General features: G+C 71.9%; 7 protein-coding genes. 1 reads left to right on the top strand and 6 read right to left on the bottom strand.

Annotation, left to right across the window (positions count from 1 at the left end; all coding sequences use genetic code 11):
• Positions 1 to 996 (bottom strand): asparaginase, encoded by a 996-nt coding sequence (locus ALIDE2_RS06135; protein WP_013721639.1) that lies wholly within the window; start codon positions 994 to 996, stop codon positions 1 to 3.
• Between the two features lie 7 nt (positions 997 to 1,003).
• Positions 1,004 to 1,996 (bottom strand): tripartite tricarboxylate transporter substrate binding protein, encoded by a 993-nt coding sequence (locus tag ALIDE2_RS06130; protein ID WP_013520021.1) that lies wholly within the window; start codon positions 1,994 to 1,996, stop codon positions 1,004 to 1,006.
• Positions 1,997 to 2,128: 132 nt separating this feature from the next.
• On the opposite strand from ALIDE2_RS06130, the gene ALIDE2_RS06125 reads away from it, so the two are divergent.
• Complete coding sequence (locus ALIDE2_RS06125; protein WP_013721638.1) at positions 2,129 to 3,010, top strand: LysR family transcriptional regulator; 882 nt, start codon at positions 2,129 to 2,131, stop codon at positions 3,008 to 3,010.
• Between the two features lie 109 nt (positions 3,011 to 3,119).
• On the opposite strand, the gene ALIDE2_RS06120 is transcribed toward ALIDE2_RS06125, so the two are convergent.
• The 4 genes from ALIDE2_RS06120 to argH form a co-directional block, all read right to left on the bottom strand.
• A complete protein-coding gene (locus ALIDE2_RS06120) occupies positions 3,120 to 4,202 on the bottom strand; it encodes a metallophosphoesterase (protein ID WP_013520023.1) in 1,083 nt (360 codons plus the stop codon).
• A 34-nt stretch (positions 4,203 to 4,236) separates the two neighbouring features.
• Complete coding sequence (locus ALIDE2_RS06115; protein WP_013721637.1) at positions 4,237 to 10,173, bottom strand: alpha-2-macroglobulin family protein; 5,937 nt, start codon at positions 10,171 to 10,173, stop codon at positions 4,237 to 4,239.
• Between the two features lie 131 nt (positions 10,174 to 10,304).
• Positions 10,305 to 11,279: a Bug family tripartite tricarboxylate transporter substrate binding protein gene (locus ALIDE2_RS06110; RefSeq protein WP_013520025.1), complete on the bottom strand. Its 975-nt coding sequence runs from the start codon at positions 11,277 to 11,279 to the stop codon at positions 10,305 to 10,307.
• 17 nt (positions 11,280 to 11,296) lie between these two features.
• The gene (argH, locus tag ALIDE2_RS06105) at positions 11,297 to 12,757 is read right to left on the bottom strand and encodes an argininosuccinate lyase (RefSeq protein ID WP_013520026.1); all 1,461 of its coding nucleotides are present in this window, start codon (positions 12,755 to 12,757) and stop codon (positions 11,297 to 11,299) included.
• Between the last annotated feature and the right edge of the window lie 29 nt (positions 12,758 to 12,786).

Raw genomic sequence — 12,786 nt, 5'->3', positions numbered from 1 at the left:
TCATTGATCGAACAGCCTCGCCAGCTCGGGAGCGGGCACCGGCCCGCGCTGCAGCGCCAGCATCAGCACGATGCGCGCTTTCCAGGGCGAGAGGTCGCCGGCAAGCACGGCACCAGCCTCGGCCAGCCGCTGCGACGAGCCGGGGAAACCGTAGCCCGCGCGCGTGCCGCCACGGGGAATGCGCGTGGAGACGGCGACGGCGACGCCGCGCGCCAGCACGGCGCCGATCGCACCGGCCATCGCCTCGTTGACATGGCCGGAGGCGACGGCCTGCACGACGATGCCGCGGGCGCCCGCATCGGCGGCGGCCGTGATCAGCGCGCCGCTCGCGCCGGGATACATCGAGACGATCTCGACGGGCGGCAGCGCGGAGGCCGTGAGCGGGATGTGCAGCCGGCGAGCCGGCGCGCGATGGAACGTGACCCTATCGTTCACCACCGAGCCGAGGTAGCCCCACTCGCCCGACTGGAAAGTCTCCACGTCGACGGTGTGGGTCTTGGTCGCCTCGCGCGCCGCGTTGACGTGCTCGTTGAGCGCGACCAGCACGCCCAGTCCGCGCGCCGCCGGAGCGCGGCAAATCTTCAATGCCGTGAGCAGGTTGCGCGGGCCATCGAAGTCCGGCGCCGACGCGTTGCGCTGCGCGCCGGTCACGACGACCGGTTTTTCGGTGCGCAGCACGAGATCGAGGAACCACGCCGTGTCCTCCAGCGTGCTGGTGCCGTGCGTGACGACGATGCCGGCGACGTCCTCGCGCGCGGCAATCGACTGCGCGAGCGCCGACAGTCCCACCCACTCCCGGGGACCGATGTGCGGCGACGCGACGCGGCAGAAGTCGTGCACCTCTACCTCGCCCGGGTCGCCGTGGCCACGCAGCGTGCTCAGCAACTCGTCGCCTGACAGCACCGGCATCGCCAGGCCGGTGGCCGGGTCGATGCGCGAGACGATCGTGCCGCCGGTCGTGATCAGCGCGCAGCGGTGCGGTTCGATGGGCGGCATGGGCGGCTCACTCCAGCGCGAAGCCGGCGGACTGCACCACCGCGCTCCAGGTCTGGATCTCCGAGTTGACGAACGAAGCAAACTCCTCCGGCGTGCCGCCGACCGGATCGCCACCGAGCGACTGCAGTTGCTTCTTCACGTCGGGCAGCGCGAGGATGCGGTTGACTTCCCTGTTCAGCTTCTCGACGATCGCCTTGGGCGTCTTCGCCGGCGCGGCCAGGCCGTTCCACGACAGCACCCAGAATCTGGGCAGGCCGGCGTCCTCCATCGTCGGCACGTCCGGCATTTCCGGACTGCGCTTCGGGCTGGCGATCGCGATCGCGCGCAGGCGCCCGCTTTCCAGATATGGCACCAGTCCCAGCGCTGTCATGAAGCCCATCGACACGTTCCCTGCCAACAGGTCGTTGAGTGCCGGGCCCGCGCCCTTGTACGGGATGTGCACGATGTCGATGCCAGCGCGCATCTTCAGCATCTCTCCGGCCAGATGCGGCGAGCCGCCGACACCGGTGGACGCGTAATTGAGCTTGCCCGGTTCCGCCTTCGCCAGCGCGATCAACTCCTTGAGGTTCTTCGCCGGCAGCTTGGGGTTGACCACCAGCACGCTGGGCGCGGCCATGAACTGGACGATCGGCACCAGGTCGCGCTTCGTGTCGTACTTGAGGTTCTTGTAGACAGACATGTTGGTCGCGTTGGCGATCGTCTCCACCAGCAGCGTGTAGCCGTCGGGCGCGGCGCGCACTACCTGCTCGGTCCCGATGTTGGAGCCCGCGCCCGGCTTGTTGTCGACGACCACGGGCTGGCCCCAGGCCTGCGACAGCTTGGTCGCCACCACCCGCGCGACGATGTCGGTCGGGCCACCGGGCGCGAAGCCGACCACGATGGTGATCGGGCGCGACGGATAGTTCGCCGCATCGTCAGCAGCGAACGCCGGCAGGCCGGCCGCGCCAGCGAGCGCGCCCGCAAGGGCGGTGTTGAACGTTCTGCGGGTGGGATGCTTCATGGTGTCTCCTTGGTATATCGCGACGTCGTGCAGGCTTGCCTCGGGCCGGTTGGTGCGCGTCGAAAAAAATTCTAGTGACCCGGGTCACTTCACAAAAGCTATATTTCGGCAACTAGCAGTGAAGGAAAACTGATGAAGTTCTCGTTTTTCGACACCCTGGAAGCGGTGCTGCGCAGCGGCAGCCTGGCGGGCGCCGCGCGCCTGATGAACGTGACGCCCAGCGCGGTGAGCATGCAGATGAAGCAGCTGGAGGCCCATTTCGGCCGACCGCTGTTCGACCGCGCCGGACTCACGGTGCGGCCGACGCCGCTCGCGCGCGAGATCGTCGAGGTGATGCGCGAGCCCATGCAGCGGGTCGAGGCGCTGCGCCGCCGGCACGGCGCGCAGGTCGACGGGCTGATGCGCCTGGGCGTCATCGAGACCATGCAGTCGGCGCTGCTGCCCGGGGTGGTCGCGTGGCTTCGCGCCCACCACCCGGCGCTGCAGGTGCGGCCGGTGCGCGGGCGCAGCGTGGAACTGCTGGAGTCGGTCAAGGCCGGCCGGGTCGACGCCGCGATCCTCGTGCAGCCGGCCACCGGCGCCTCGCGCGGGCTCGTGTGGTACCCGCTGCTGCGCAAGGAGCTGGTGCTGCTCGCACCACCGGGCACCAGCGAATCGCGGATCCCGGCGCTGTTCCGGACGCACGACTGGATCCGCTTCGACCCCGAGACCAACGCGGGCCGGCTGACAGCGCGCTGGATGCGCAAGCATGTCCCGGGCGCACGCCCGGCGATGGACCTGCAGTCGGTGCAAGCCGTGGTGGCGATGGTCAGCGCGGGCCTGGGCGTGTCGATCGTGCAGCAGCCGGACGCGCACATGACGCAGCCGCTGCCGGTGCGCATCCTGCGGCTGGGGCGCGACGCTCCGTCCGTGCAGGTAGCGCTGATGGCGCGCCAAGCCGACGCGGGCAGCCGCAAGCTGGAGGTGCTGCGCGACGCGGTGGCGTCGGTGCCGGACCCGACCGCCGCCCGCTGATGCGCTTCGGGTGCCGTGCGGTGTTCACGGCAGCGGCCTGCCGCTGCTGCAGCCCGTCGCCTGCTGCATGTCCTGCGCCGGGTGCGTGGCCGGCAGCCTCCAGAGAGGGCTAAGCCTGCGCATCGGCGGGCGTGCCAAAACCCTGCGTTGGCGCCTGTACGCCGTCGTCGAACACCAGCGTGCGCTCGGGCCAGCGCAGGGCGGCCAGCTTGAAGCGGCGCCCCGGCTCCTCGCCATTGCGGCGTGCCACCCAGCGCGCGCCCACCGAGTAGTCCACGCAAAACACATTGCCGCGCAGGCCGTGCCAGGACAGCGGCGAGGTGTGGCCGAACAGGTTTTCCGCCTGCGGTCCATGGGCCGCCGCGTCGCCCTCCAGCAGGCGGCGCCAGTAGTGGCCCACGACGACGGCCTGGGCGTCGGCGTATTCGCTCCACCAGGCCACGCGCTGCACGAAGCGCCATTTGCCGCCCGCGTAGAACGGGGTGCGGCATTCGCGCTCCACCCCGGCGGTCAGCACCTTCAGCGGGTTGACCATGGACTTGCCCAGCTCGCGCTCGCTGTGCGCGGGCAGGAACGGCGGGGGATGGCCATGGTCCTCCAGGCTGTGGGGCCAGAGCTGGCGCTCGTCCTGCATGCGCCGGACCACGTCGCTGGCCTGGGCCTGGCGGGCCGCCACGTCCTCGTAGTGGTCGTAGGCGCTGCGTACGGTGCCGGCGGGCAGGCCGCGGGCCGCGGCGATCTGCGGCTCGCACCAGGCGGCATGCACCACGCGCAGGTCCTCGCGCTCCAGCGCGATCGGCAGCCGGCCCAGCTGCTCCAGGATGGCCGGCGCCTCGCCCATGGGCATGCGCGCGAACGGGGCGTACTTGGCCTCGTCGGACGCGCGGCGGCTGTCGAAGTACCAGCCCGAGCCGTCCTTGGCGTCCCCGCGCAGCAGGTTGATCTCGTGGTTGCCCAGCACCGCCAGGGCCTGCCCGCTGGCGAGCATGGGCATGAGCAGGCGCAGCACCGCGGGGCTGTCGGGGCCGCGGTCGCAGAAGTCGCCGACGAACACCAGGCGGCGCCCCTCGGGGTGCCTGCCCGCGCCGCCATAGCCCAGGTGCGCGAGCAGCTGCTCCAGGGCCGCAATCTCGCCGTGGATGTCTCCGACGATGTCGAGGGGGCCCGCGGGCAGGCGCTGGATGAGGCTCATGGATTCGGACGTTGGCATGGAAGTCGAGCGATTGTCAGGGCTGCACCACCTTCACCCGCGCGTTGGGCGCCTCGCCGAACATCTCGGGCGCGTAGAGCGCCTCCACGCGGCTCGGCGGAAGCTGGAACTCGCCTGCATTGTTCAGGCGCAGCGTGTACTGCATCTTCACCGTGCCCTTGGGCAGGTATTCGTAGTAGCCGCGGAAGGACTCGAAGCCGCGCTCCTCGAACGCGGGCCAGCCCCAGCCCTCGCGCTTCTCGCCCTGGGTGGCGATCTCGGAGTCGCGCCCCAGGCCGCCGCCCAGGATGGTGGCGCCGGCGGGCACCGGGTCGGTGATGGCCACCCAGGCCATGTCGGCCGCGCCCGTGACCTCCAGCGTCACGCGCAGCACGTCGCCGCGGCTGTAGGTGCCCGGGGGCAGGCTCTTGTCGGCCTGCTCGATGGGCGTGACGCTGCGGCGGATGCCGTAGCCGGCGTTCATGGGCGCCTGCAGCGCCACGGCGGCGACGGACTGCAGCGTGAGCCAGGGCTTGCCCGGCCCCTGGTGGGTGACCGTGAGCTGCCCGCCGCCGCCCTCCGCGCCCCAGGGCAGGAACATGGTGTCGTTCTTCCAGCCGCCAGGGGCCGCCGGCGCGCCGAACCAGGTCGTCTGGTGCATGGCGCCGCCTTCGTCGCCGGTGCCGGCACGCACCACCTTGCTCCAGTCCACGCTGGCCTGCCGGCCGCCCATGGCGGCGCGGGTGGTGCCGGCCACGGGCGTGGCCTCGTACCTGGCGCCGAACTGCGCCAGCGCCAGCGCGCCCCACAGGTTGGCCGTGGTGGTGCGCCAGGCGCCGCCCTGCTGGCGCGCGATGAAGCCGCTGGCCAGGCGGCCCATGTCGCCCTGCCAGGCGGGGTCGTCCATCACGGCCAGCATGAGGCGCGCGGCGTTCACGTCGCCGCCCTGCATCAGCCACCACCAGGCGTCGTCCTGCTCGGTGCTGAAGGCGAGCCTGCTGCCCTGGTAGGACAGGCGGGCGCGCAGGATCTGCGTGGCCTCCTGCAGGCGCTGCGCGCGCTGGGGCAGGTCGGGCATGCGCCGCAGGATGTTGAGCCAGTCGATCACCGCGTGCGTGGGCCACTGGTTGGGCGCGATGTTCAGGCTGGTGAGCCAGCGCGCCTGGGCCTTGCCGTAGCGCGACAGCGCCTCGATGGCGGCGAGCTTGCGCAGGTCCAGGTCCTTGCGCGGGCTCCAGAAGCTGCGCTCTATGCGCCCTTCGACGAAGGCGATGAGGCCGCGCTCCAGCGGCTCGCGCGCCTCGGGCGGCAGCGCGAATTCGGGCGACAGGCGCGCCGCCTCGTGCGCGGCCGCGAGCAGGTAGGCAGTGAGCGTGTCGCTGCCGCGGTCGGCACTGCCGGCCTGGGGCGGGAAGTAGTACGCCAGGCCGTCGGCGTCCAGGTAGGTGGGGAGCCTGGCGACGATGGACTGCCACTGCCTGGCGTCGCCCATGCCGATGGCCTTGCTGGCCTGCTGCTCCAGGCAGGCGTAGGGGTAGCGCGCCCACCAGTCGCGCACGCCGGGCAGGCCGTCGGCCAGACCGGGCTGCAGCGCCAGCTTCAGGCCGCCGCGCCCGGGCAGCGCGCCCGCGGGCGGCGCCACGTCCACGCGATAGCTGCCATCGACCTGCACCAGCGTGGCCTGCTGCACGCCGAGCGGCACGGCCGGGATCAGCCGCTGGCGGGCCTTGAGCGCGTCGCGCGCGCCGCCGAGCGTGTCGCGCGCCTCTATCTCCCACAGCAGGGCCTGCGCGCGCGTCTGCCCGGGCTGCGCGGGCGCGGTGACGTTCCAGGCCAGCTCGCGGGCCTGGCCCGCGGGGATGTCCACGGTCTGCCTGTCGAGCGCGAGCAGCGTGGCGCGCGGCGCCACCTCCACCGTCATGGTCCGGGCCGTGGTGTTGCGCAGCGTGACCTGGGCGCGGAACTGGTCGCCCTCGCGCACGAGCGGCGGCAGGCCGCTGATGATCTGCAGGTCCTGCGTGGCGCGGATGCTGGCGCTGCCGGTGCCGAACAGGCCCGTGCCCGCGTCGGCCACGGCGACGATCCTGAAAGTGGTGAGCGCGTCGTTGAGCGGCACCGTCACCCTGGCCTGCCCCTGCGCGTCGAGCCTGACCGCGGGCTGCCACAGCAGCAGCGTGTCGAGCAGTTCGCGCGTGGGCGCGCGCCCGCCGCCGCCGCCCGCGGGCACGGCCTTCCTGCCGTAGTGGCGCCGGCCGACGATCTCCATCTGCGCGGTGGACGTGGCGACGCCCCAGGCACGGCGCTGCAGCATGGCGTCGAGCAGGTTCCAGCTGGTGTTGGGCATCAGCTCCAGCAGCGCCTGGTCCACGGCGGCCAGCGCCACCTCGGCGCCCGCGGCGGGCTTGCCGTCCGGCAGCGTGGCCTGGATGGTGACCTGGGCCTTGCCGCGCACGGGGTAGCTGTCCTTGTCGGCCTTGACCTGCACCGCGATGCGGTGCGCCTGCTCGCCCACGCGCAGCTCGGCCAGGCCCAGGCGGTAGGCGGGCCTGGACAGGTCCACCATGGCCGTGGGCGCCACATACTCGCGGCCCTCGTACCAGAAGGCGTTCCACCATTCGCGCGGCGCCTTGAAGCCCCAGGTGAAGAAGCTGTACCAGGGCACCTCGCGCAGACGCCCGCGCAGCGCCAGCACGCTCACGTAGACGTTGGGCGCCCAGCCATCCTCGATCTTGATCTGCACCGTGGGGTCCTGGCCGCTGAGCTGCACCACGCGCGTGCTGATCACGCCCTCGCGCTCCACGCTGACCAGGGCCGTGGCCTGGCGGAACGGCATGCGCACCTGCAAGCGCGCCGTCTCGCCGGGCTGGTAGCTCTTCTTCTCGGGCAGCAGGTCGATGCGGTCGTGGTCCTCGCCGCCGAACCAGAGTTCGCCGCGGCGCGTGACCCAGACAGAGGACGCGGCCTGCGCCTCGTTGCCATTCTTGTCGCGCGCGCTCACGACCAGCTCCACCTCGCCGGGCTCGTCGAGCCTGGCGTCGCACAGCAGCAGGCCGCGGCCGTCGCTCTTGCCGGTGCAGACGGTGCCCAGGTCCTTCGTTTCGGTCTTGTTGTCGTAGCTGTAGAAGCCGCCCACCATGCGTTTTCGGCTCGTGGTGGTGGTGCGCGCGATGGCCTGCACGGCCAGCGGCACGCCCTCCTGCGGCTTGCCGTCCAGCGACAGGGCCAGCGCCTGCAGGCGCACGCGGGAGCCGCTGGAGACCCAGCCCTCGGCCTTGATGCCGGCCACCACGGCCGCGGGCCACAGCGTGTGCGTGCCGCGCAGGGTCTGCACCTCGCCATTGGGGTCGGAGTAACTGGCCTCCAGCACCAGCTCCTGCGCCCTGGGCGCCTGGGGCACGTCGTCGATGGCGATGCGGCCTGCGCCGTCCTTGTCGAGCGTGAGCGGCAGCTTGTCGGCGATTACGCGCGTGTCCTGGCTCGCGGATTCCTCCTCGTCGTCGCTGCTGCCGCGGGCATCGCGCTTGCGCGGGGGCTGGAAGCTGAAGGCGTCGAAGTCGGAGAACTGCAGCGACTTGGCCCGCACCATGGCCGACACGCGCACCGGCAGGCGCGCCGCGCCGCCGCCCGACACGTAGCCGACCTGCACGTCGGTGGGCACGCTGCGCGCGCGCACCAGGGGCTTGCCGTCCACGGGGGCTATGCGGCCCTCCAGCACGGGCAGGCGGAATTCCTCCACGCGGAAGCTCCCCGACAAGAAGGAACGCGCACCGTCCCCGCCCTCGCCCCCGCGCAGCTCCACCTGGTACATGCCCAGCCTGGCGGCCGGCGGCACGGCGAATTCGCTCTCGGCGGAAAGCCCCCCCGTGGCCGTCTTGCGCCATTTCAAAGGCTGCGTGAACTGCTGGCCGCTGCCAACGTGGGTGATGGCCAGCTCGGCGGGGCGCGCGTCGGGCAGCCCCAGGCCGCGGCCGGTCTGCGTGCGCAGCAGGTGCTTCATGGACAGGGTCTCGCCCGCGCGCAGCAGCGTGCGGTCGAAGATGGTGTGGGCCACCTCGTCGGGGCGCGGCTCGCTGCTGACGGGCACGTTGAAGCGCCAGGGCTCTATGCCGCGCTGCCAGTCGCTCCAGGTGAAGGCCAGCTCGTCCTGCGCGCGCGCGCTCACGAAGTAGGCGTTGCGCCATTCGTCCCCGCCGCCGCAGGCCGGCGGATCGCTGTCCAGGCCCTCGAACCGGGCCACGCCATCGCCGCCCGTGGTGACCGTGGAGAGCAGCCTGCCGTCGCAGGCGGACACGCGCACCTGCGCGCCGGCCACGGGCCGGCCCTTGTCCAGCGTGGTCACCCAGGCCACGGCGTTCTCGCGCCCGAGCTTGAAATGCACGCCCAGGTTGGTGACTAGGACGCTCGTGCGCACGTACATGGTGCGCGACGCGCCGTGGCGCTCGTCCAGCAATGACTGGCCGAGCAGGGGCGAGGCGATCTCCACCACCGAGAACCCGGGCGGCAGCGGGATGCCCACGACCTCGAAGGGGCGCGGGTCGTCCTTGGCGGGCCGGGGCAGGTCGAGCTTCTTCACGCCGGCCTGCCCCTGGAGCAGCGAGAGCATGCGCGTCTGCACCCGGTCGCCGTCCCGCTCGTCGAACGCCGCGGGCAGCGGGCCGCGCGCGTCGCGGCGGGCCTGGGCGCGGTCCACGGTGGCCTCGTCGTAGCGCTGCACCTTGCGCAGCCAGGCGATGATGTCGGCGTCGCTGTCGGGCCGCAGCGTGCTCACCTTGCCGCCCTGCACGGCGGCGCCGGGCTGCAGGCCCTGCACGTCCAGGCCTGCCTCCACCCTGCGCAGCGTGACGGGCAGCAGCGCCGGGCCGTCGGGCCCTTCGGCGAAGCGCTCCACCACGCCGAACGGCGCCGCGGCGAACTTGGCCAGCGGCGGCATGGCGCCGGTCGCCACCTTGAGCGGAAAGCTCTGCGCGTTGGCCAGGGGGCGGCCCGATGCGTCCTTGAAGCCCGAGGGCAGCTCCAGCGTGAACTGCGTCTGCGCCGCGAGCGGCGCGGCAAAGCGCACGCCGTTGACCAGCGCATCGCCCTCCTGCGACCCGTCGATCTCCGGCGCGAGCGTCTGGCCGCCCCCCTTCAGGCGTATGCCCTGCGCCAGCTTGCGCGCCACGGGCGCGTTGAAGGCGAGGTGCATGGGCCGCACGGGCAGACAGTCCGAGCGGGCGTTCTCGCGCTCGCAGCCGAACTCGGCGCTGAAGGGCTGGCGCACCTTGTAGGCGAAGCGCCGCTCCTGCGCGTTGGCCACGCCGCTGGGCGTGGCCACGCCCCGGCCGTACACCAGCTGCATCTGGCTGCCCGCGCTCAGCCGGCGCCCGCAGGTCAGCGTGGCATAGCGCAGCGGCTCTTTGGCCGCCGCCTTGTCCAGGTGCAGGGACTGCAGCAGCGCGGCGCGCTGCGCGCCTTCGACCAAACGCACGGGCACGCGCTCGCCCACGCCGTCGGCCACGCACCACGTGTGTTCGAGCAGGCTGGCCTGCGTGGCAGGGCCGTTGAGCTGCAGCACGAAGAACTGCTCCTCGTCGATCTCCTGCCAGGTGCCGGGCCGCACGCTCTGCACGAACGGGCCGCCGGTATTGAATTGATAGCTTACAGCGCCCGCCAGTTGGGCGCCAGAGGCCGATTTGAACCCAGGTTTCACGCTGACCGTGCAGCGCACGCCGGGCGGCAGATCCTGCGCGAAGTCGTACACCCATTCGCGCTCGCCGGTCCAACGGGCCTGGCCCTTGGCGGCGTCGGCATCGCTGCAGGCCACCGTGAGCGGCGCCGGCGCCTGCGGGTCGCCCAGGCGCACGGCCGGGGCGTCGAACTTGGCCACCACCTGGCGCACGCGCGCCACCTCGCCCTGGGGCGACAGGCTGGTCACCACGAGGGCCTGCGCCGCTCCTGCGGCCAGAAGAAGCAGGGCGGCGGCCGCCCTGCGCATGGAATGCGTGCTGGTCATGCGTGTCACGGAAATGGTGGATGGCCGCGCCCCATGGCTCTCAGCAGCCGGCGCGTGCCGCATGCGCCAAGCGTAGCCCATCGGCCGGCCGACCCGCATGCCCGCAGGGTCTGTCACTGCGGCTTGAAGCCGCTGTCCTGGATGATGCGCTGCCACGCCGCCGTATAGGCCCGCTCGCGCGCGGCCAGCTGCGCGGGCGTCATGAACCCCACCGTGAGGCCCATGGCGGTGAGCTGCTCGCGCACCTGGGACTGCGCCACGACGCGGGACAGCGCCTCGGCAAAGCGCGCGAGCACGGCCTCGGGCGTGCCCGCCGGGGCATAGAAGCCGTAGTACGGCGTGTCCTCGAATCCGGGCAGGCCCAGCTCGGCGAAGGTGGGGACCTGGGGCAGCGCCGCCTGGCGCCTGCCGCCCAGCACGGCCAGCACGCGCAGCTTGCCGGCGCGGTGGTTCTCGATGAAGTCCTGCACCGAGCCGATGCCGGCCGCGATCTGGTTGCCCAGCATGTCGCCGATCATGGGCGCGCTGCCGCGGTACGGCGCGGCCACCAGGTCCAGCTGGTAGCGCTGGCCCAGCAGCCGGACCAGGAACTCGGGCGTGGAAGCCGGCGCGGGGATGCCCACGGCGCTCTTGCCGCCCTGCTGGCGCCTGACCCAGTCCACGTACTCCGCGAAGCTCGCGGCCGGCGTGCCGGGCGAGACGGCCAGGCAGTTGACGAAGGTGGCGAAGCCGCCCGCGGCCACGAAGTCGCGCGCGGGGTCGAAGCCGGGGTTCTTCACCACCTGGGGCAGGATGGAGATGGTGTGGTCGTGCGTGAGGAACAAGGTGCTGCCGTCGGCCGGCGCGCCCTTGAGCGCCTGCGCGGCGATCTGCCCGCCCGCGCCGGGGCGGTTCTCCACCACCACGGGCACGCCCAGCGTGTCCTTGAGCTTGTCGGCCAGCAGCCGCGCGATGGCGTCCGAGCCGCCGCCCGGCGGAAAGCCCACCAGCACGCGCAGGGTCTTGGGCGCATCGGCCCGGGCGGGCAGCAGCGGCAATGCGCCAGCGGCAAGGGCGCTGGCCAGCAGGTGGCGGCGGGACAGTGTCATGATGGCTTCCTCATTATTCAAGCGGCCAGCCGCGCGCGGTGGCGCGCCAGCTGCGCGCGCACCTGCGCGGGCGCCGTGCCGCCCAGCGTGCCCCGCGCGCAGAGCGAGCCCTGCAGGCTCAGCGCGTCGAACACGTCCTTCCCGATCGCGGGGTGGAAGCCCTGCAGCACGGCCAGCGGCAGCTCCGACAGGTCCACGCCGTGCGTGGTGGCGGCCTTCACGGCGTGGGCTACGGTCTCGTGCGCGTCGCGGAACGGCAGGCCCTTCTTGACGAGGTAGTCGGCCAGGTCGGTGGCCGTGGCGTAACCCTTCTGCGCGGCGGCGCGCATGGCCTCGGCGTTGACGGTGATGCCGCCCTCCTTCGCGCCCGTGGCGGGGTTGGCCTGGCCGCCGATCATCTCGGCGAAGATGCGCAGCGTGTCCTTCAGGGTGTCCACGGTGTCGAACAGCGGCTCCTTGTCCTCCTGGTTGTCCTTGTTGTAGGCCAGGGGCTGGCCCTTCATCAAGGTGATCAGGCCCATGAGGTGGCCCACCACGCGGCCGGTCTTGCCGCGCGCGAGCTCGGGCACGTCGGGGTTCTTCTTCTGCGGCATGATCGACGAGCCGGTGGTGAAGCGGTCGGCGATGCGGATGAAGCCGAAGTTCTGGCTCATCCAGATGATGAGTTCCTCCGACAGGCGGCTCACGTGCACCATGCACAGGCTGGCGGCCGCCGTGAACTCGATCGCGAAGTCGCGGTCGCTCACGCCGTCCAGGCTGTTCTGGCACACGCCTTCCATGCCGAGCGTCCTGGCCACGCGCTCGCGGTCAAGCGGATAGGTGGTGCCGGCCAGCGCCGCGCTGCCCAGCGGCAGCACGTTCACGCGGCGGCGCGCGTCGCGCATGCGCTCGGCGTCGCGCGCAAACATCTCCACGTAGGCCAGCAGGTGGTGCGCGAAGCTCACGGGCTGGGCCACCTGCAGGTGGGTGAAACCGGGCAGGATCACCTCCACGTTCTTCTCGGCCACCTCGACCAGCGCCAGTTGCAACTCTCGCAGCAGGCCGTCGATCAGGTCGATCTCGCCGCGCAGCCACAGGCGCACGTCGGTGGCCACCTGGTCGTTGCGGCTGCGGCCTGTGTGCAGGCGCTTGCCGGCGTCGCCCACGAGCTGGGTCAGGCGCGCCTCGATGTTCAGGTGCACGTCCTCCAGGTCGAGCTTCCAGTCGAACTGGCCGGCCTCGATCTCCTGCGTGATCTGGGCCATGCCGCGCTCGATGGCGGCCAGGTCGTCGCCCGAGATGATGCCCTGCGCGGCCAGCATGTCGGCATGGGCCAGGCTGCCCGCGATGTCGGCCTGCCACAGGCGCTTGTCGAAGAACACGCTCGACGTGTAGCGCTTGACCAGGTCGCTCATGGGCTCGGAGAACAGCGCCGACCAGGCCTGTGCCTTGGTGGCGAGCTGGTCGTTGGAAGGTTGCGATGCGGGGGTATGGGGCATGGGGGCAATAATCCGGGGGGTTACGACAG

The sequence above is a fragment of the Alicycliphilus denitrificans K601 genome (assembly GCF_000204645.1).
Taxonomy (GTDB): domain Bacteria; phylum Pseudomonadota; class Gammaproteobacteria; order Burkholderiales; family Burkholderiaceae_C; genus Alicycliphilus; species Alicycliphilus denitrificans.
This window is presented reverse-complemented; position numbering and strand designations above follow the sequence as displayed.